This is a genomic window from Qipengyuania citrea, assembly GCF_024171405.1.
Taxonomy (GTDB): domain Bacteria; phylum Pseudomonadota; class Alphaproteobacteria; order Sphingomonadales; family Sphingomonadaceae; genus Qipengyuania; species Qipengyuania profunda.
This window is the reverse complement of the sequence record NZ_JALJZT010000002.1, coordinates 492559-512074: the sequence shown is the minus strand read 5'-3', so window position 1 is coordinate 512074 and position 19516 is coordinate 492559. Positions and strand designations below refer to the sequence as shown.

The 19516-nt window shown below is 65.1% G+C and carries 16 protein-coding genes; 7 read left to right on the top strand and 9 right to left on the bottom strand.

Annotated features, from left to right (window positions below):
- Positions 1-17: 17 nt before the first annotated feature.
- Positions 18-503 carry a pyridoxamine 5'-phosphate oxidase family protein gene (locus J2S32_RS03370; RefSeq protein ID WP_253516165.1) on the bottom strand — a complete coding sequence of 162 codons (486 nt, stop codon included), beginning with the start codon at positions 501-503 and terminating at the stop codon, positions 18-20.
- 143 nt (positions 504-646) lie between these two features.
- On the opposite strand from J2S32_RS03370, the gene J2S32_RS03365 reads away from it, so the two are divergent.
- The 7 genes from J2S32_RS03365 (at position 647) to J2S32_RS03335 (ending at position 10838) form a co-directional block, all read left to right on the top strand.
- Positions 647-1429 carry a hypothetical protein gene (locus tag J2S32_RS03365; RefSeq protein WP_253516163.1) on the top strand — a complete coding sequence of 261 codons (783 nt, stop codon included), beginning with the start codon at positions 647-649 and terminating at the stop codon, positions 1427-1429.
- Positions 1430-1494: 65 nt separating this feature from the next.
- A complete protein-coding gene (locus J2S32_RS03360; RefSeq protein ID WP_253522908.1) occupies positions 1495-3000 on the top strand; it encodes a DNA polymerase Y family protein in 1506 nt (501 codons plus the stop codon).
- A gap of 60 nt (positions 3001-3060) precedes the next feature.
- Entirely contained in the window at positions 3061-4305 is a 1245-nt protein-coding gene (locus tag J2S32_RS03355) for a putative DNA modification/repair radical SAM protein (RefSeq protein ID WP_253516161.1), read from the top strand.
- Positions 4302-5771, top strand: a complete 1470-nt coding sequence (locus J2S32_RS03350; protein ID WP_253516149.1) for a UdgX family uracil-DNA binding protein — start codon at positions 4302-4304, stop codon at positions 5769-5771. Before J2S32_RS03355 ends, J2S32_RS03350 begins: the two co-directional genes overlap by 4 nt.
- A 116-nt stretch (positions 5772-5887) precedes the next feature.
- Positions 5888-9472 carry an error-prone DNA polymerase gene (locus J2S32_RS03345; protein WP_253516147.1) on the top strand — a complete coding sequence of 1195 codons (3585 nt, stop codon included), beginning with the start codon at positions 5888-5890 and terminating at the stop codon, positions 9470-9472.
- Between the two features lie 9 nt (positions 9473-9481).
- Entirely contained in the window at positions 9482-10117 is a 636-nt protein-coding gene (locus tag J2S32_RS03340; RefSeq protein WP_253516145.1) for a LysE family translocator, read from the top strand.
- 46 nt (positions 10118-10163) lie between these two features.
- Positions 10164-10838: an extensin-like domain-containing protein gene (locus J2S32_RS03335; protein WP_253516143.1), complete on the top strand. Its 675-nt coding sequence runs from the start codon at positions 10164-10166 to the stop codon at positions 10836-10838.
- A 1-nt stretch (position 10839) separates the two neighbouring features.
- Here the strand turns inward: J2S32_RS03335 and phoB are convergent, their stop codons facing one another.
- From phoB to J2S32_RS03295, 8 genes are all read right to left on the bottom strand, one after another.
- Entirely contained in the window at positions 10840-11526 is a 687-nt protein-coding gene (gene phoB, locus J2S32_RS03330; RefSeq protein ID WP_253522905.1) for a phosphate regulon transcriptional regulator PhoB, read from the bottom strand.
- A gap of 70 nt (positions 11527-11596) precedes the next feature.
- Positions 11597-12268 carry a phosphate signaling complex protein PhoU gene (gene phoU, locus J2S32_RS03325; protein WP_253516140.1) on the bottom strand — a complete coding sequence of 224 codons (672 nt, stop codon included), beginning with the start codon at positions 12266-12268 and terminating at the stop codon, positions 11597-11599.
- A gap of 13 nt (positions 12269-12281) precedes the next feature.
- Positions 12282-13028: a phosphate ABC transporter ATP-binding protein PstB gene (gene pstB, locus J2S32_RS03320; RefSeq protein ID WP_253522903.1), complete on the bottom strand. Its 747-nt coding sequence runs from the start codon at positions 13026-13028 to the stop codon at positions 12282-12284.
- Positions 13029-13066: 38 nt separating this feature from the next.
- Positions 13067-14317, bottom strand: coding sequence for a phosphate ABC transporter permease PstA (pstA, locus tag J2S32_RS03315; RefSeq protein ID WP_253516137.1), 1251 nt, complete (start codon positions 14315-14317; stop codon positions 13067-13069).
- Entirely contained in the window at positions 14310-15695 is a 1386-nt protein-coding gene (pstC, locus tag J2S32_RS03310) for a phosphate ABC transporter permease subunit PstC (protein WP_253516126.1), read from the bottom strand. The genes pstA and pstC overlap by 8 nt, the downstream gene beginning before the upstream one ends.
- Positions 15696-15711: 16 nt before the next feature.
- Positions 15712-16758: a substrate-binding domain-containing protein gene (locus tag J2S32_RS03305; protein WP_253516113.1), complete on the bottom strand. Its 1047-nt coding sequence runs from the start codon at positions 16756-16758 to the stop codon at positions 15712-15714.
- 115 nt (positions 16759-16873) lie between these two features.
- Positions 16874-18157, bottom strand: a complete 1284-nt coding sequence (locus tag J2S32_RS03300) for an OprO/OprP family phosphate-selective porin (protein ID WP_253516109.1) — start codon at positions 18155-18157, stop codon at positions 16874-16876.
- A 158-nt stretch (positions 18158-18315) separates the two neighbouring features.
- A complete protein-coding gene (locus tag J2S32_RS03295) occupies positions 18316-19503 on the bottom strand; it encodes a sensor histidine kinase (protein ID WP_253516107.1) in 1188 nt (395 codons plus the stop codon).
- Between the last annotated feature and the right edge of the window lie 13 nt (positions 19504-19516).

The following is a 19516-nucleotide window of genomic DNA, read 5'->3' as shown; positions in this document are numbered from 1 at the left end:
TTGAGGTCAGCCGTCCATCACAGGTCGACTGCTTCGGCGTGCCGTTCCTCGGCCTCGTCGCGCACATTGCGGCCCAGCGCCATCTTGGCGGTGTTGAGCAGGCCAAGGTCGCCGTCCCAGATTTCGGCATCGCCGAGGTCCATGCGCAGGAAGACGATGTCGGGATCGTCCTTGCCGCCATCGTACCAGGCCTCGACGAAGTTATTCCAGAACTGGTCGAAGCGTTCCTGGCTGGTTTCGCGCGTCAGCGTACCGTCGAAGCGGGCGAAGAGTTCGTGGCCCTTACTTTCGAAGGTCGCGGTGGCGCGGCCGAGTTTGGCGAAATCGCTTTTGGTATGGGTGAAGAACCAGATCGAACTGTTGGCATCCTTGTCGAGCTGCGGGCTCATCGGCACCGCGGTCGCGCTGTGCCCGTCGAGCTGGAGGAACAGGAAGGGCGAATCGGCCAGCGCCTTCCAGAATTTGGTTTTCAGTTCGTCGGGGTTTCCAGCGGTGTGTTTCATGGGTCTCTCCTTCAAAGGGTGTTGTCTGACCAATGGATGAGGCGGCGGTTCGGTCCCGCTGTGCGACGACGGGAGAACCCGCTGCGCCGAATTGCGAATCGATCCGATATGGAACATAACCGGAACGAACGAGTCGTTCCCCTATGTCCCAGCCCGATTTTGCCTCCTTGCCGCTCACGGCCTTCGAAGACGTCGCCGCGCTATCTGCACGGCGCAGTGCGCGCTGGCGTCCGGGGCTGGCGGCTAGCCGGGGGCTGGCCCTGCACAATGAAGTGTTCGCTTCCTCGCGCGAGGGGGCAGGGACGGGTGCCGCGCTGGCGCTGGCGCTCGACGATTGGAGCAATATGTCGCGGGGGGATGGCTGCGAGGCGCAGGACCGGCGTAGCGTGCTGTGGGTCCAGACGCGCGAGGCGGCGCGGCGTACGGGGCGGCCCTATCGTGCCGGACTGCCGGAGCTGTTGCAGGGGCGGGTGATCCATGTGCTCGCCGAAAAATGCGAGGACGCGCTTTTTGCGCTGGAGGAAGGGCTGCGCTGCCGCGATCTTGCCTTCGTGGTGGGCGAGATTGCCGGCAACCCCAAGGCGCTCGACTTCACCGCCTCGCGCCGCCTGACGCTGGCGGGGGAAAAACATGGCGTGCCGCTGTTCCTCGTCCGGATCGATGCGGCGCGCGACCTGTCCTCGGCACGGATGCGGTGGGAGATCGCCTCGGCCCCCTCCGCCGCGCCGCACTGGAATGCGCAGGCTCCCGGCCTGCCGCGCTGGCAGGCCGAACTGTTCCGCGCCCGCGCGCATGCACCCGGCACATGGCTGCTGGCCGAAGAGCAAGGCGATCTTACCGCCAGCAAGGCTCGCGGTGCAGGCGATGAGATACTTGGCAATTGGACGGCGGGATTGCGCCAGCGGCGCCCGCTGCGCCGGGCGTGAGCCCCCCGCAAAAGGGTAGCTTCCGCACCCGCCGCATCCTGTCGATCTGGCTTCCCGCGCTGGCGATGGATCGCTGGCAGATGGTGACGGGCAAGCAGGCCGGGGCGCTCGCCGCCCGGCCGCTGGTGCTGATCGCCGATACCGCGCACGGCCCGCGAATCGAGGCGGTCAACCGTGCGGGCGCGGCAGCCGGCGCGCACAAGGGCATGATGCTCGCCGATGCGCGTACGCTCTGCCCCGAAATCGCCACCGCGCCCAGCGATCCGGCGGGCGATCTCGGCTTTCTCGAGACCCTGGCGATCTGGGCGCAGCGCTGGGGGCCGTGGTCCGCGCTCGACCCGCCCGATGGGCTGCTGGTCGATGTGACCGCGGTGGCGCATCTCTTCGGCGGGGAAAACCGGCTGCTTGCCGATGTGCAGCAGGCCTTTGCCCAGCGGCAGCTGGCGGTTCGCACGGCGATTGCGCCCACCGCCGGAGCCGCCTGGGCGCTGGCGCATCATGGCCGCGACGGGGCTATCGTCGAGGGGGCCGACGCGATCGAACGCGCCCTGTCCGATCTGCCGGTGGCCGCGCTGCGGCTCGACCAGGACGTGGTGACCGTGTTGCGCCGGCTGGGGCTCAAGCGGCTGGGCGAGATCGCGACCCTGGGGCGCGATGCGATCCAGCGCCGTTTCCGCAATCGCAAGTCGCCTGCCGCCAACCCGCTGGTCCGGCTCGACCAGCTGCTCGGCCGCGTGCCCGAACCGCTGCTGCCCGTGGTTCCGCAGCAGGTGCCGCTAGTCCAGCGGCGCTTGCTCGAACCGATCCGCCATCGCCAGTTGCTCGATACGGTGGTCACCGATCTTGCCGGGGATATGGCGCGCGAGCTCGAGGGGCAGGGGCAGGGTGCCCGGCGTCTCGAACTGGGGCTGTGGCGCGTCGATGGCGAAGTGGTGGTTCGCCGGCTCGAACTGGCGGCCGCGACACGCGATCCGGCGCATATCGTCCGGCTGTTCGCGGCACGGCTCGACGATGTGGATGCCGGGTTCGGGATCGAGATGCTGCGCCTGCGGGCAAGTTGGGCGGAACCGCTGGCACTTGCCCAGAACGATATCGAAACCGCAGCGGAAACCCATGGCACGTCGCTGGCGGCCTGTATCGACCGGCTGACCGTCCGTCTCGGGGCGCAGGCGGTTACCCGCCCCGTGCCCTTTGCCAGCCATATTCCCGAGCGTGCACAGCGCTGGCAGCCGCCGCTCGAACCCGAGGCATCCTCGCAAGGGCAGCTCGCTTTCCATGCGCGCCCGCTCAAACTGCTCGACAGTCCCGAAAGCATTGCCGTGCTCTATGCGACGCCCGATGGCTATCCGCAGCGGTTTCGCTGGCGCGGGCAAGTGCACGAGGTGGCACGGGTTGAAGGGCCCGAACGCATCGCGCCTGAATGGTGGCGCGAACGCGGCGGCGCGCGGCTGCGCGACTATTACCGGATCGAGGACGAAGCCGGCCGGCGGTACTGGATCTACCGCCTGGGCATCATCGGCGATGGCCGGGGCGGCCCTCCCGACTGGTACCTGCACGGTTTGTGTGCCTGAAACCGCCTCAATGCATCATTCGACATTGGCAAGATGTTGCGTGGAACATATATAGAACGGATGACCACGCAAACCGTCCTTCAGAAGCTCGAGATTCTCGCCGACGCGGCAAAATACGACGCTTCCTGCGCGTCCTCGGGCACGGCCAAACGCACCAGCATGGGCGGTAAGGGAATCGGTTCGACCGAGGGGATGGGCATCTGCCATGCCTATGCACCCGATGGCCGCTGTATCTCGCTGCTCAAGATCCTGCTGACCAATCACTGCGTGTTCGACTGCCATTACTGCGTCAACCGCAAGAGCTCGAACGTCGCGCGGGCGCGGTTCACGCCGCAGGAGGTGGTCGACCTCACGCTGTCCTTCTACCGGCGCAATTACATCGAGGGGCTGTTCCTGTCCTCGGGCATTGTGAAGAACTCGAACCACACGATGGAACAGCTGGTAGAAGTCGCCCGTATCCTGCGGGAAGAGCACGATTTTCGCGGATACATCCATCTCAAGACCATTCCCGAGGCCGATGCCGAGATCGTCCACCAGGCGGGGCTTTATGCCGACCGCGTATCGATCAATGTCGAACTGCCGACCGACAGCGGCCTCACCCGGCTCGCGCCCGACAAGGATGCGCGGCAGATCGAAGGCGCGATGGGCCGGGTCAAGAGCGACATAAGCGAACTGAAAGACGCCAGAAAGCGCTTCAAGCACGCACCGCGCTTCGCCCCCGCGGGCCAGTCGACGCAGATGATCGTCGGCGCCGATGCCGCCACCGATGCGGATATCGTCGGCAAGGCAAGCCGGCTGTATGACAATTTCCGCCTGCGCCGCGTCTATTACAGCGCCTTCTCGCCGATCCCCGATGCCAGCGCGGTGCTTCCGCTCAAACGCCCGCCGCTGATCCGCGAACACCGGCTCTACCAGTCCGACTGGCTGATGCGGTTCTACGGCTACAAGCCCGCCGAGGTGATGCAGGCGACCGAGGCGGACGGGAACCTGCCGCTCGACATCGATCCCAAGCTCGCCTGGGCGCTCAAATTCCGCGAACAGTTCCCGGTCGATGTCAACCGCGCCACCAAGGAACAATTGCTGCGCGTCCCCGGGCTGGGGGTGAAAGCGGTGGGCAAGATCCTCGCCAGCCGGCGCCATCGCAATCTGCGGCTCGACGATGTGGCGCGGCTGACGCTGTCGGTGACCAAGGTGCGGCCCTTTATCTGCACCGTCGACTGGCGCCCCGTCATGCTGACCGACCGTGCCGACCTGCGCAGCCTGCTCGCGCCCAAGACCGAGCAGCTGGAGCTGTTCACCGCATGAGCGCTCTCCAGCATCTGCAAGCTGACACCTATCACGTGGTCCACCTGCCCGAGCCGGACGATTTCGAGTTCTGGCGCGAGCAGGCCCGCACGCTGGTGCAATGCGAGGTCCCGCCCGATCGTATCGCCTGGGTCGAGCCGGGCGGCAATGGCGACCTGTTCGCGGCCGCACCGGCTGCGGGAAGCGAACGGGGCATGCCCGTCCCGCCCGCCGATGCACGGCTGGTGCGCGCGAGCAAGCGCTTCGTGACGCTGGCGCGCAATGCCATCCTCCATTCCGACCCCGAGCGGTTCGCGCTGCTCTATCGCCTGCTGTGGCGGTTGCAGGCGAACGGGCGGATCATGGAGGACAAGGCCGACCCCGATGTGCGCCGGGTGGAGGAGCTGGCCAAGAATGTGCGCCGCGACAGCCACAAGATGCATGCCTTCGTCCGCTTCCGGCTGGTGGAGGACAAGGATGATGAGGTGGGCGAGCATTACGTCGCCTGGTTCGAACCCGATCACCATATCCTGCGCGCCAATGCGGGCTTCTTCATGCGGCGCTTTGCGAACATGCGCTGGTCGATCCTGACCCCGCGCGGTTCGCTGCACTGGGACGGGACGACCATGTCCGAAGGCCCGCCGGCCGAGCGGTCCGATGCGCCCGAAGGGGATCCGACGGAAGATCTGTGGCGTAGCTATTACGCCTCGATCTTCAATCCCGCGCGGCTGAAGATCGGCGCGATGCTCAAGGAAATGCCCAAGAAATACTGGAAGAACATGCCCGAAGCCGCGCTCATCCCCGAACTGGTGGCGGGCGCGCAGAACCGCGAGGCGCAGATGGTCGACAAGGGCAAGTCGCTGTTCGCGGACGGGCTGGAGGACCGGCCCGATACGCTGGCGGCGATCGACAAGGCGATCCATGCCTGCCGCAAATGCCCGATCGGCCAGCTCGACAACCATGCGGTGATGGGCGAGGGGCCGGACGATGCCGCACTCATGATCGTGGGCGAACAGCCGGGCGACCAGGAGGATTTGTCGGGACGCCCCTTCGTCGGGCCCGCCGGGCAATTGCTCGATGTGCATCTGGAAAAGGCCAGGATCGACCGGCGCGGCGCCTATGTCACCAATACGGTGAAGCATTTCAAATATGTCCAGCGCGGCAAGCGGCGGCTGCACCAGAACCCGGGCGCGAAGGAAATCGACACCTGCCGTTGGTGGATCGAAAGCGAACGCGCGATCGTGCAGCCCAAACTGGTGCTGGCCATGGGCGCCAGTGCGGCGCGCGGGATGCTGGGCAAGACGGTCAGCATCACGAAGGCACGCGGCCGCCCCATCCCGCTCGAGGATGGCAGCGAACTGTGGGTCACCGCGCATCCGTCCTACCTGCTGCGGCTCGATGGGCCCGCGCGGGAGGAACAGGCGCGCCTGTTCGATGCCGACCTTGCCGCGGTGCGCACACGGCTCGCGGAACTAGCCGCGCCATGATGCCCTCAACTTCTCTCGTCACCCCCGCGAAGGCGGGGGTCCAGCCAAGCTTTCGCCCAGCGGCGCAGGTGGATGGATCCCTGCCTCCGCAGGAATGACGGCGAGACCTGCCCGTCATGCCCGAAAAAGATCTCCAGATCCCGAAGCGGACGATCGAGCTCGATCCCGCGAGCATCGAGGCGCCGCCGCGTTCGCCCTTCGTCGAACTCGGACTCGTGTCCTGCTTCAGCTTCCTGCGCGGGGCGTCGGATGCGGTCGATCTGGTGCTGCAGGCGCGGGCGCTGGGTTACGATGCGATCGGGATTGCCGATGCCAATACGATGGCGGGCGTGGTGCGCATTCATACCGAGGCGAAAACGCTTAAACTGAAGCCGCTTATCGGCTGCAGGATAGAAACGGTCGAAGGTCTTGCCTTCCTGGCTTATCCGCGGAATCGCGCCGGCTATGGCCAATTGTGCCGCCTGATCTCGGCCGGACGGATGCGCACGCTCGACGGGGAGTGGCAGGCCAAGGGCGCCTGCGACATCAGCTTGGCGATGCTGGCCGGGCATGCCGGGGATGTGCAGCTGATCCTGCTGCCCCCGCGCGATCTCGACCAGCGCTTCGCCGTGACGGTGCCGAACAATGTCGTCCCCTTTCCGCCCGGCTCCCGGAGGGATGCATCCGAAGGCGAGCAAGCGGATCGGGTGCGGGTGGAAGGAACGCTGTCCGATATCCTGCCGCATATCGCGGCCCAGCTTCTCACCCTTCGCCACCTTGCCGCAAGCTTCCTCTATACCGACAGCGATATCGCGCGGATCGAACGGCTCGATGCGCTCGCCAGGGCGCATGGCCTTGGCATCCTCGCCACCAATGACGTGCATTACGCCACGCCCGACAGGCGCCCGTTGCAGGACGTGATGACCGCGATCCGCCACAAGACCACCGTGGCGGCGGCGGGGCACCTGCTGGAAAGCAATGGCGAACGCTATCTCAAGCCGCCCGCGACCATGATCAGGCTGTTCGAACGCTGGCCGCATGCGATCGCCGCCACGCGCGAAGTGGCCGATGCCTGCGATTTCAGTCTCGACGAACTGGCGTATGAATATCCCGAGGAAATATACCCCGACGGGCAGGCGCCGCAGCAATATCTCACCAGCGAAACGTGGAAAGGGGCCGCCTGGCGCTATCCCGGCGGCGTGCCGGAGACTGTGCATGAAACGATCGAACGCGAGCTGGCGCTGATCGGCAAGCTCGACCTTGCGCGATATTTCCTCACCATCAAGGATATCGTCGATTATGCGCGCGGGGTCGATCCGCCGATCCTGTGCCAGGGGCGCGGCAGCGCCGCCAATTCGGCGGTCTGCTATTGTCTCGGCATCACCAGCGTCGATCCGGCCAAGCACGCGCTGCTGTTCGACCGTTTCATTTCGGAAGAACGCAAGGAGCCGCCCGACATCGACGTCGATTTCGAGCACGAGCGGCGCGAAGAGGTGATCCAGTACATCTATCGCAAATACGGCCGCCACCGCGCCGGCCTGTGCGCCACGGTGATCCATTACCGCCCGCGCATGGCGATCCGCGAAGTGGGCAAGGCGATGGGGCTGACCGAGGATGTCACCGCCGCGCTGGCCAAGACCGTATGGGGTGGGTGGGGCCGCGAAATCAGCGAGAAACACGCTGCCGAGACGGGTATGGATGTGCGCGATCCGCACTTGCGCCGGGTTCTTAAACTGACCGAGCAAATGATTGGTATGCCGCGGCATTTGTCGCAGCATGTTGGCGGGTTCATCCTTACCGAAAGCGCGCTGACCGAAACCGTGCCGATCGGCAATGGCGCGATGCCCGACCGCAGTTTCATCGAATGGGACAAGGACGATATCGAGGCGCTCGGCATCCTCAAGGTCGATGTCCTCGCGCTGGGCATGCTGACCTGCATCCGCAAGTGCCTCGACCTGCTCGACGATCACTACAATCGCCCGCTCAGCCTTGCCAGCGTCCCGCGCGAGGACCCGGAAACCTATGCCATGCTGCGCAAGGGGGATTCGCTGGGCGTGTTCCAGGTCGAAAGCCGCGCGCAGATGAACATGCTGCCGCGGCTGCGCCCGCGCGAATTCTACGATCTCGTGATCCAGGTCGCCATCGTGCGCCCGGGGCCGATCCAGGGCGATATGGTGCACCCCTATCTCAAGCGCCGACGCGGGGCCGAACAGGTCGTCATTCCCGCGCCTGCCCCCGAGCATGGCCCGCCCGACGAGCTGTCGAGCATCCTCGAACGCACGCTGGGGGTACCGATCTTCCAGGAACAGGCGATGAAGATCGCGCTCGACGCGGCGCAGTTTTCCTCCAAGGAAGCCAACCGGCTGCGCAAGGCGATGGCGACCTTCCGCAGCCGCGGCATGGTCGACGAATTGCAGGACATGATGGTCGAGCGCATGGTCGAGCGCGGCTACGACCGCGAATTCGCGCAGCGCTGCTTCAACCAGATCCGCGGTTTCGGCGAATACGGTTTCCCCGAAAGCCACGCCGCCAGCTTCGCGCATCTGGTCTATGTCTCGAGCTGGCTCAAATGCCATTTCCCCGCCGCCTTCGGCTGCGCGCTGCTCAATTCGCAGCCGATGGGGTTCTATGCCCCCGCGCAGATCGTGCGCGACGCGCGCGAGCATGGCGTCAGCGTGCTGCCCGCCGACGTCAATCTGTCGCAATGGGATTGCACGCTGGAGGACATTGGCGGCGAGACGCCCGCGAGCGGCCGAGAACGGGGGCGGGGCCGGCAGGACAGGAATATCGCGCTGCGTCTCGGCCTGCGGCAGGTCGACGGCCTGCCCGAGGCGGTGGCGGCGCGGCTGATCGCCGAGCGCGAGGCGGGCGGGACCTATGCCGACGTTGCCGCGCTCAAGGACCGCGCGCGTATTGGCCCGGCGCATATCGAACGCCTGGCCAGCGGGGACTGCTTCGGTTCGATGCAGCTGTCGCGCAGGCAGGCGCTGTGGGATGCGCGCAGCATCGTGGGCGGGGCGGACCTGCCGCTGTTCGCCGCTGCTGCTGCGCGCGAGGAGGGGGCCGAGACCGTGCGGACGCAGCTTCCCGTGATGCCGCTGAGCGAGGAAGTGGTGGCCGATTACCAGACCACGCGGCTCAGCCTGAAGGCGCACCCGATGGCCTTCCTGCGCGCCAGCCTGGCCGAACGCGGCTTCGTGCGCGCCAGCGATCTGCGCAGCCGCAAGTTCCGCAGCATGGTGCATGTCGCAGGCGTGGTGCTGATCCGCCAGCGACCGGGCAGCGCCAAGGGGGTCTGCTTCATCACGCTGGAAGACGAGACCGGCGTTATCAACCTCGTGGTCTGGCCGGATCTGAAGGAAAAACAACGCCGTGTGGTCATGGGTTCACGGCTGATGGAGGTGCGCGGCCGGGTCGAATATGACGACGAGGTGATCCATGTGATTGCGCATCACATGGAAGATGCGACGCACCAGCTCTACCGCCTGTCCGACGACATGCTCAATGCGCCGGTCGCGCGCGCGGACCATGTCACGACGCCGCTGCCCGCGAAGTTCAATCCACGCGACAATCTCAGGGAAGGCGGGGACGACCCCTACCGGCCGGTCGAGCCGTGGGAGGAACCCCCGCCGGGCAATCGCGAATGCGGGTGGTTCGGCCCCAATTCGGGCGGGCATCCGCGTGATGCGCGGATCATTCCCCCGAGCCGCGACTTCCACTAGGCGCGCTGCATGATCGATGCCGAAAAGCTCGCCGCCTTCGCGCTGGTGACCGCGACCACCAGCCTGGTGCCGGGGCAATCGATGCTGTTCGTCATGGGGCAGGCGGTCTGGCGCGGCGCGCGGTCGGGCTGGGCGGCGCTGCTGGGCATGCAGATCGGGTACCTGGTGTGGTGGGTGCTGGTCGCATTGGGGCTCGGCACGCTCGCCGCGGCCTATCCGCTCGCCTTCCGCGTGCTGGCCTTTGCGGGGATCGGCTATCTCGCATGGCTCGGCATTACCGCGATCCGGCACTCCTTCCACGCGGGAGAGGAAGCAGCGCCAACTGCCCGCGCGCCTTCGCGCCATGCCTTTCGCGACGGCATCCTCATCGCCATCGGCAATCCCAAATCGCTGATCTACATGCTCGCGATCATCCCGCCCTTCGTCGATGCCGCATCGCCGATCGGGCCGCAGATCATCCTTCTCGCCGTTCTCGCCCTCGTGATCGACGTGCCGGTCGGGGCGCTGTACATCGGTGCCGGGCAACGGCTCGCCCGCCTGATGGCGCGCGCTGCGACGCGGCGCTGGATCGATCGCGGCATTGGAATGGTTTTCCTCCTGATAGCGGCCCTGGTGCTGGCCGAATTACTGGGGACTAAGCTGTGACACGGATAATTTCGCGACGGATCGGACATTTGCCGGCGACCGGCGGGTGGCGCTGCTGCTCGTCCTGGCGGGACTTCTGCTGAGCGGCAGGGTCTGGCTTGCCGAGCATCCCGAGCACAATCCCTGGGCACCGCTCGACCTGCGCGATCCGGTGGGTTGGGCGACCGATCGTAAGCTGCTCGCGCTGCGTGAGGATGCTCCGGCATGCCGGGCGGTACTCGAGCGCAGCGATATCGCGCATGACGTGCTCGAACCCGCAGGCGAGGGCGCCTGTCGGCGAGAGGACCGCACGCGGCTCACCGACTACCCGCTCAGCCCCACCACCCCGCCGGTCACCTGTCCTGCGTCGATCGCGCTGCTGCTATGGGAGCGTGACGTGCTCGAGCCTGCTGCGCAGGCGATCTTCGGATCGGGAATCGCGCGGATAGAACACCTTGGCGCCTATTCCTGCCGCCGTCTCTATGGCCGCGATTCGGGAGCGTGGAGCGAACATGCGACTGCCAATGCGATCGATATCGCGGGCTTCGTGCTTGCCGATGGGACGCGGATCAGCGTGCTGCGCGACTGGGACGGGGAGGGGGACAAAGCGCAATTCCTGCGTACCGTGCGCGATGGCGCTTGCAGCAGCTTCGCGACCGTGCTGTCACCCGACTACAATGCCGCGCATGCGGACCATTTTCATCTCGACATGAGCCCGCGCTGGCGCGGCGTCTGCCGCTAGGTCAGGCCTCGAGCGAATAGCCTGCGCTGCGTACCGTGCGCACCGGATCCTTGGCGCCTTCGATCTCGATCGCCTTGCGCAGGCGCCGGATATGGACGTCGACCGTGCGCAGCTCGATCTCGCTCTCGGTGCCCCAGACACCGTCGAGCAGCTGCCCGCGGCTGAACACGCGGCCCGGGCTTTCCATGAAGAACTTGAGCAGGCGGTATTCGGTCGGGCCGAGTTGCAAGGTGCGGCCGCGGCGGGTGACCTTGTGCGCCACCGGGTCGAGCGTGATATCCCCGACCTCGATGCTTTCGCCGGCCAGCGCGGGGCGAATACGGCGCATGACTGCGGCCACGCGGGCGAGCAACTCGCGCGGTGAGAAGGGCTTGGTGAGGTAATCGTCCGCACCCGTATCGAGGCCGCGCACGCGGTCATCCTCGGCCTCGCGCGCGGTCAGCATGATGATCGGGACGTGCGCGGTTTCCTTGTCGCGGCGCAGGCGGCGACAGACCTCGATCCCGCTGGTCCCTTCGATCATCCAGTCGAGAATGACGAGATCGGGGACATCTTCGGTGGCGAGCAACAGCGCTTCATCGCCATCGGAGGTCGTGCGGACCTGATAGCCTTCATTGGTAAAGCGGTACTCGAGCAGTTCGGAGAGGGCGGGATCGTCCTCTACCAGGAGCAATTTGGCGGCGTGCAAATTCTTGCCTTTCCGGGAAAACTCAGTCTCGGTCGACACCGCTTTATGACCTTCGCACTACGGTTTTGTGTCAACCGTCCTCGTCGAGAGGATAGTTTCCGGTAGCCGCAAAGTGCACCATTTCGGCCACATTGGTGGCATGGTCGCCGATGCGTTCGAGATTACGCGCCACGAACAGCATCTGTGCCGCGCTCGAGATGGTCGAGGGGTTCTCGACCATGTGGCTGACGAGGTTGCGGAAGATCGAATTGTAGAAGGCATCGACCTTTTCGTCGGCAGCGATCACTTCGCGCGCCAGTTCGGCGTCGCGCGCGGCATAGGCGGTCAGCACGTCATGGACCATTTCCGCGGCGACTTCGGCCATGGCGGGCAGCAGGGTCAGCGGTTCGAACTGCTTGCGATTGCCGCCGATTTCCTTGCTCGCCTTGGCGATGTTCTTCGAATAGTCGCCGATCCGCTCGACCACGCCGGCGATCTTGAGCGCGGCGATCACTTCGCGCAGGTCGTCGGCCATCGGGGCGCGCAGTGCGATGATGCGCACGGAGAGCTTGTCGATCTCGCTCTCGAGCGCGTCGATTTTCTTGTCGCCCTTGACGACCTTGTCGGCCAGTTCGTCGTCGCCTTTGACGAGCGCCTCGAGCGACTGGGCGATGGCGGCTTCCGCCAGCCCGCCCATCTCGGCGATCAGCCCGCGCAGACGGGTGATGTCCTCATCGAAGGCCTTAACGGTATGTTCTTGCATCGGATTCATGGCCTTATCCGTAACGCCCCGTGATGTAATCCTGGGTCCGCTGCTCGTGCGGGTTGGTGAAAATGTCTGAGGTACGGCCATACTCTACCATTTTCCCGAGATGGAAAAAGGCGGTACGTTGGCTGACGCGGGCAGCCTGCTGCATGGAATGGGTAACGATCACAATGGCGTAACGACCATTGAGTTCGGCAATCAGTTCCTCGATTTTCGCAGTGGCGATCGGATCGAGTGCGGAGCAGGGCTCGTCCATCAGGATAACCTCGGGATCGACCGCGATGGCGCGGGCGATGCACAGGCGCTGCTGCTGGCCGCCCGACAGCGCGGTGCCGCTGTCCAGCAACCGGTCCTTCACCTCTTCCCACAGCCCCGCGCGCTTGAGCGACTTCTCGACGATCGCGTCGAGCTCGTCCTTGCCCTCGGCAAGACCGTGGATCTTCGGACCATAGGCGATGTTGTCGTAGATCGACTTGGGGAAGGGGTTGGGCTTCTGGAACACCATCCCGACGCGGGCGCGCAACTGGACGACATCCATGCCCGAGGAATAGATGTCTTCCCCGTCGAGTTCGATGCACCCTTCGACGCGCGCCGAAGGAATGGTGTCGTTCATGCGGTTGAGCGTGCGCAGGAAAGTCGATTTGCCGCAGCCCGAGGGACCGATGAAGGCGGTCACATATTCGGTCGGAATGTCGATCGAAACCTCGTCGATCGCCTTCTTGTCGCCGTAGAACACGGAGACGGCATTGGCGCTCATCTTGGCTTCGGTCTTCTCGAGGTTGTCGTGGACTACGGTCACCAGGTTTTCTCGAATTTGTTACGCAGGTAAATGGCGAGCCCGTTCATCACGAGCAGGAACAGCAATAGCACGATAATCGCCGCGCTGGTGCGTTCCACGAAGCCGCGGTCGATTTCGTCCGACCACAGGAAGATCTGCATCGGCAGCACGGTCGCGGGCGAGGTGAAGCCATCGGGCGGGGTGGCGACGAATGCGCGCATGCCGATCATCAGCAGCGGGGCGGTTTCGCCCAGCGCGCGTGCCATGCCGATGATCGTGCCGGTCAGGATCCCGGGCAGCGCGAGAGGCAGGACATGGTGGAACACGACCTGCACGGGCGATGCGCCGATGGCCAGCGCGCCATCGCGAATGCTCGGCGGGACCGCCTTGATCGCATTGCGCCCGGCGATGACGATGACGGGCATGGTCATCAGCGCCAGCGTCATACCGCCGATCAGCGGCGCGGAGCGCAGATTGGGGAACAGCGTCAGGAACACCGCGAGCCCCAGCAGGCCGAAAATGATCGACGGGACCGCAGCGAGATTGTTGATCGACAGTTCGATCAGGTCGGTCCAGCGGTTCTTGGGGGCGTATTCCTCGAGATACAGCGCCGCGAGGACACCGATCGGGAAGGCCAGCAGCAGGGTGACGACCATCGTCAGCAGCGAGCCCTTCAGCGCGCCCCAGATACCCGCCTGCTGCGGATTGGTGGCATCCGATCGGCCAAGGAATCCCGGATCGAAGTTCTTCGCCAGTCGCCCGTCCTCATAAAGGCCGATGGCGAGCGCCTGCATGTCCGAAGAGCCTTCGCCTTCATAGCCCGACGCGAGGTCGGCCGAGGCGGGCAGCCAGAAGCTTTCGCTGCGCTGGAGCAGTGCGGGATCGGCGATCACCGCAGCGGCGACATCGCGCCAGGCCTGCGCGCCGAGTTCGTCCGCGGCATCCTCGCCCAGTTCTTCCGCTGCGAAATATTGCAGGACATCGCGCAGGCCCTGCGCCTCGAGCGAAGCCAGAGCCCCCGGCTGCGCCATCGTATCGGGACTGGCGGCGATGCCGGCCTGCGTGAAGTCGATCGGGACTTTCATCTCGACGCGCTGAAAGCCGCCGATGCCGTTGAAAGTCATCGTTCCAAGCAGGAAGACCAGCACCGCAATCGAGAACACGATCGCGCCGAGGCCGAGCGCACGGAAGCGCTTTTCCGAGGCGTAGCGTTTTTTCAGCCGCGCTTCGAATTCGGGCGTGCGCGTGGGGGCGATGCGCTCACTCATAAGCTTCGCGATACCTTTTGACGACGCGCAGGGCGACGAAGTTCAGACCCAGTGTCACCATGAACAGGACGAAGCCCAGGGCAAAGGCGCTGAGCGTGGCGGGATGGTCGAAACTGCCTTCGCCGGTCAGCATGGCGACGATCTGGACAGTCACCGTGGTCATCGATTCGAGTGGATTGGCGGAGAGATTGGCGGCGGTCGATGCAGCCATCACCACGATCATCGTCTCGCCGATGGCGCGGCTGATCGCCAGCATGATCCCGGCAACGATACCGGGCAGCGCGGCAGGGATCATCACGCGCTTGATCGTTTCCGAACGCGTGGCGCCCATCGCCAGGCTGCCGTCGCGCATGGCGCTGGGCACTGCGGCAATCGAATCGTCGGCCATCGAGGACACGAAGGGAATGATCATGACGCCCATCACGAGGCCTGCGGCCAGCGCGCTTTCGCTCGACGGGTTCGAGACCCCGAGGCTCATCGCAAGGTCGCGGATCGCCGGGGCGATCGTCAGCGCCGCGAAATAGCCATAGACCACCGTCGGCACACCCGCGAGGATCTCCAGCGCGGGCTTGACCCAGCGCCGCAGGGCCGGGTCGGCATATTGCGTGAGATAGATCGCGCTCATCAGGCCGAGCGGAATCGCGACGATCATGGCGATGATCGCCCCGATGAATAGCGTCCCCCAGAACAGCGGGACAGCGCCGTAGCGGCTGCCGTCCGGATTGTCGGGATTGGCCATCGGGTCGGGCCCCCAATGCGTGCCGAACAGGAAGTCGATGGGCGAGACCATGCCGAAGAACCGCACGGTTTCGAACACCAGGCTGGCGAGGATGCCGATGGTCGTCAGGATCGCGACCAGCGAGGCACCCAGCAGGATCGCCATGACGATCCGCTCCACCTTGCTGCGCGCGGCGAAATCGGGCCGCAGCTTGAGGAAGGCGTACGTACCGGCAAGAAAGGCGATCAGCAGCGCCACGACGATGCCGATCGTGTTGTAGTAGAACAAGGCCTCGCGATAGGGTTCGACAAGGCCCGAGGCCTGCGGATTGAACACTGCGGACGCGGCCCCAGTCGCGACCGCGCGGGCTTCGTTGAGGATGGTCTGGCGCTGGAACCCGAAGGCGGGCAGTTCGGCCGCCGCCGGGCTGGCGAGCACCTGCTGCGTCACGAGACCCGGGGCAATTGCACTCCACAGCGCGATGAAGGCGACCATGGGCAGGATGACCCACAGCGCGACGTACCACGCGTGATAGACCGGCAGGCTGGGCAAGCGGCCATCGGCGCTGTCACGCCGGAATGCCCACGCCCGGGCACGGGCCGCCAGCCATCCGGCGAGCCCGAGCCCCAGGGCCAGGAGAAGCAGGATAGCTGGCGACATGGGTTGCTTTCAGACCTTACTTGAGCTGCGCGCCGTCGAGCGTGGTGTACTCGGTGGCTGCCTTCAGGTTGGTCGCCATAACGTCCTCGGGCGATGCGACAAGGCCGATCTTGGCCAGTTCCCCGTCCTTGGCCCACATCTTGGTCCACTGGAGCAGGTATTCGCGCAGGCCGGGGATCGCATCGAGATGCGCCTTCTTCGCGTAGACATAAAGCGGCCGCGCACCGGGATAGTCGAAATTGGCGATGTTCTCGTAAGTCGGCGCAACGCCGTTCATGTCGAGACCCTGCACCTTGTCGGCGTTTTCCTCGAGATAGCTGTAGCCGAAGATGCCGACGGCGTTGGGATTGCCCTCGATCTTCTGGACGATCAGATTGTCCTGCTCGCCCTGATCGACATAGGCGCCGTCCGAGCGCACTTCGGTGCACAGCTGCGCGTGGCGATCCTTGTCGCTGTCCTTCAGCGCTTCCATTTCGGCATTGGTGTCACAGCCGACTTCGAGCACCAGTTCCTTGAGCGCGTCGCGCGTGCCCGAAGTGCTGGGCGGCCCGTAGACGAGGATGGGCTGGTCGGGGAGCGAGGGATCGACATCCGACCAGGTCTGGTTGGTCTGTTCGCCGCCATAGGGCGAAGCGGCAATCGCCTCGTAAACCTGCTTGGGGGTCAGGCTCATGGTGATCCCGCCCTTGGCCGAGGCGAAGGCAATTCCGTCGAGCCCGACCTGGATTTCGATGACGTCGGTCACGCCATTGGCCTGGCAGTCGGCGAATTCGCTCGCCTTCATGCGGCGCGAGGCATGCGTCATGTCGGGGGTGTCCGCTCCGAGGCCGGCGCAGAACAGTTTCATCCCGCCGCCGGTGCCGGTCGATTCGATGATCGGCGAGCGGTAGTCGGGCTGCGCACGCACGAAGGCTTCGGATACGGCCTTGGCGAAGGGGAATACCGTCGAGGAGCCGACCGCGCGGATCGAATCGCGCGATCCGCCGTCGCCGCCATTGGCGCCGCAGGCGGTGAGGGCGACAGCCGATGCCGCGGCGAAGATGAAAGATTTGGTCTTGCTCATGGATAACCCCTTGTAAGTCTAGCTAGCGGCGCAAAAGCGCCCCAATGTTACATGGTTGCGACAATATTTTGACCAGTGGTCCGCAGCGCGGAAATAAACGCGTTTTCCCGGCCTGTCAGAAATCGATTTGCGCACGGACGCCGAAGGCATCGACGCCATAGGAGGTATCGCCATTGGCGGCGGGCAGGATGGCATCTTCGTACTGCAGACGGCCGTAATTGACCAATAGCGCGGTATAATCGGTCGGTTTCCAGATCAGCGAGGCGAGATAGCCCGCCTGGCGTCCGCCCAGGATTCCCGCGTCGTTAAGATCGAGATGGTCGTAGCGAAGCGTGAACTGGAGCGATCCGAAGCCGCCTTCACCAACCGGGCGCTGCGGTTTGGTGCGGTCGAACTTGCCGCCTTTGTACCCGCGCGAATCGTCGGTCAGAAAGACGCCTGCTTCGGCATAGCCGCCAAAGAAGGTCGGATCGGTCGCCAGCGCGGGCATGGCGACGGTCTGCCAGTACCCTTCGGCTGCCACGTGGAAGCGCCCGGCGATCGCAGCCGCCTCGAGCCCGAAACCGGTTTCGCTGGTAGCCTCCATGCTGCCCGTGTCGATGAAGCGCTGCGAGGTGAAGTGCACCAGCGGGCGCTGGCGATACCGCAGCTGCGTAGCGGCATCATCGAGGTCGTTGTAATGGACCGAGCCCGCGAAATGCAGCTGCGCATCACCGGCTTTCGGCATGTAGACGAGCCGCGCATCGACGCCGCGGTTCTTGCTGTCCGTATCCTCGATATTGTCGGTAAAGACGCCGGCCTGGGCGAGGAAATCGCCGCGGGCGTAGGTGATCGAGGCACCGAGGCGGCGCTCGAAACCGAAGGCATCGGTAAAGGCCGCGCGCTCGATAAAGGTCGTGTGGAGGCTGCTGGTCAATTCCTCGAGCGACTGGAAGGTGTTGTGCTGGCCGATGCTCACTTCGAGCGGGCCGTCTTCGTAGGACAGAATGGCGTCGGCCACGGAAATTTGGTTGCCTGCGAAATCGACTTCGAACTTGTATCCGAAACCGCCCGGCATGTCGCCCGAAGCGCCGAGCCGTGCGCGGCGCACTTCGTTGCCGAAGCCGTCGGCGGCGCCGGTCGAAGGGGGGGCCGAGGTAAAGCCCGCGTCGAACATCAGCCGACCGCGGGGCTTGAAGCTCCAGCCGTCCGACTTGCCCAGCGCAGCCACCGGCGTGTCTGCTGCCGGTTTAGCGGGCGCTGCGACTGCGGGGGTAGCGCGCGTCGCCTCTAGTTCGTTTTCGAGCTGGTCGATGCGCGCATTCATCGCTGCAAGCTGCAAGCGTAGCGCGGCCAGATCCTCGGCAGCGTCCTGCGCAAGCAACGGGGTTGGCAAGGCGCAGCCAAGTGCAAGGGTCACCAGACAAAGGCGTGAGCGGGTGCGCATCAATCGATTCTCTTGTAAGGAGGGTTACGGATCGACGACGCCACTATGACCATGATGTTGCAGATATATGACATCGAACGTGCGCGGCCCATCCACCGTACGGCTACCGAGCAGGCCGCCAGGGCCCGGGCTCAGCTTTCCTTGTCGTCTTTTTCCAGCGGCAGGATGACTGTCACGCGGGTGCCTTCGCCCAGCGTGCTGTCGATATCGAGCCGCCCGCGATGGCGCTCGACGATATGCTTGACGATCGCCAGGCCCAGTCCGGTGCCGCCCGAAGCGCGGCTGCGTCCGGGATCCGTGCGATAGAAACGTCGGGTGAGATGCGGGATGTGTTCGGGAGCGATCCCGTCGCCGCGATCGGTCACGGTCAGCCGCAGCCGGTTCTGGCCCTTGGGATGCAGCCGGACGGTAACCGGTTGGCCCGGCTTCCCGTATTTGAAGGCATTGTCGACCAGATTGCGGACCAGCTGTTCGAGCTGCTGCCGGTCGCCGCGGATGACGAATTCGCCTGCCGACTTGAAATCGAGCAATTCGCCGCGGTCTCCGCTGGCCGCGTCATGCGCGGCGCGTTCGGCAAGCTTGGAGAATTCGAGCGTGCGATCGGGCAGATCGTGCTTTTCCGCCTCGATCCGCGAGAGCGACATGAGATCGCTGACGAGATCCTGGAGCCGTTTCCCCTCGCGCTGGATGATCGCGAGAAACTTGTCGGCCATTTTCGGATCGAGGTTCTCGACATCCTCGCGCAGCGTTTCGACATAACCGATGATCGCGGCCAGCGGCGTGCGCAGTTCATGGCTGGCATTGGCAACGAAATCGGTATGCGCGCGGGCGATGTCGGCCTCGGCGGTCTTGTTGACGAATTCGATCACCGCAAGTTCGCCCGGCAGCGTCTTGCGGTTTATCCGCCAGATATCGGTCCGCCGGTTGAGGCCGCGCACCACCGCGCCGCCTTCGGCATTGCGCGCGAGCAGTCGAATCGCCTCGGGCTGGCGCAGCGCCATGCGCACATCCTGCCCGACGATATGGCCGCCCAGCAGCTTGCGCGCCGACAGATTGGCAATGATCACCCGGTCGCGTTCGGTGATGACCACCGGGGTTTCCGAATGTTCGAACAAATCGGCCATGTTGTCGCGGGTGAAGGATGGCCCGACGGGGGCCTCCTTGACCTCGGGCGGGCGCGCAGCAACGAGATAGAGCGAGCCGATCCATACGATGAAGATCAGGGCGGCATAGACAAGGCTGGTACCGAGCGTCGCGAGAATGATGCAGGCGAGCAGCGCCAGCACGAATCCGGACCAGGGAAAACTACGCTCGCTCATTGCTGCGCGGCTT

Coding starts and splice junctions, on each gene's coding strand:
- J2S32_RS03345 (WP_253516147.1), top strand. CDS start 5,888: ATGCCCGAAAAAGATCTCCAGATCCCGAAGCGGACGATCGAGCTCGAT.
- J2S32_RS03370 (WP_253516165.1), bottom strand. CDS start 503: ATGAAACACACCGCTGGAAACCCCGACGAACTGAAAACCAAATTCTGG.
- phoU (WP_253516140.1), bottom strand. CDS start 12,268: ATGCAAGAACATACCGTTAAGGCCTTCGATGAGGACATCACCCGTCTG.
- J2S32_RS03350 (WP_253516149.1), top strand. CDS start 4,302: ATGAGCGCTCTCCAGCATCTGCAAGCTGACACCTATCACGTGGTCCAC.
- J2S32_RS03365 (WP_253516163.1), top strand. CDS start 647: ATGTCCCAGCCCGATTTTGCCTCCTTGCCGCTCACGGCCTTCGAAGAC.
- J2S32_RS03295 (WP_253516107.1), bottom strand. CDS start 19,503: ATGAGCGAGCGTAGTTTTCCCTGGTCCGGATTCGTGCTGGCGCTGCTC.
- pstA (WP_253516137.1), bottom strand. CDS start 14,317: ATGAGTGAGCGCATCGCCCCCACGCGCACGCCCGAATTCGAAGCGCGG.
- pstB (WP_253522903.1), bottom strand. CDS start 13,028: ATGAGCGCCAATGCCGTCTCCGTGTTCTACGGCGACAAGAAGGCGATC.
- pstC (WP_253516126.1), bottom strand. CDS start 15,695: ATGTCGCCAGCTATCCTGCTTCTCCTGGCCCTGGGGCTCGGGCTCGCC.
- J2S32_RS03360 (WP_253522908.1), top strand. CDS start 1,495: ATGGATCGCTGGCAGATGGTGACGGGCAAGCAGGCCGGGGCGCTCGCC.
- J2S32_RS03340 (WP_253516145.1), top strand. CDS start 9,482: ATGATCGATGCCGAAAAGCTCGCCGCCTTCGCGCTGGTGACCGCGACC.
- J2S32_RS03305 (WP_253516113.1), bottom strand. CDS start 16,758: ATGAGCAAGACCAAATCTTTCATCTTCGCCGCGGCATCGGCTGTCGCC.
- J2S32_RS03355 (WP_253516161.1), top strand. CDS start 3,061: ATGACCACGCAAACCGTCCTTCAGAAGCTCGAGATTCTCGCCGACGCG.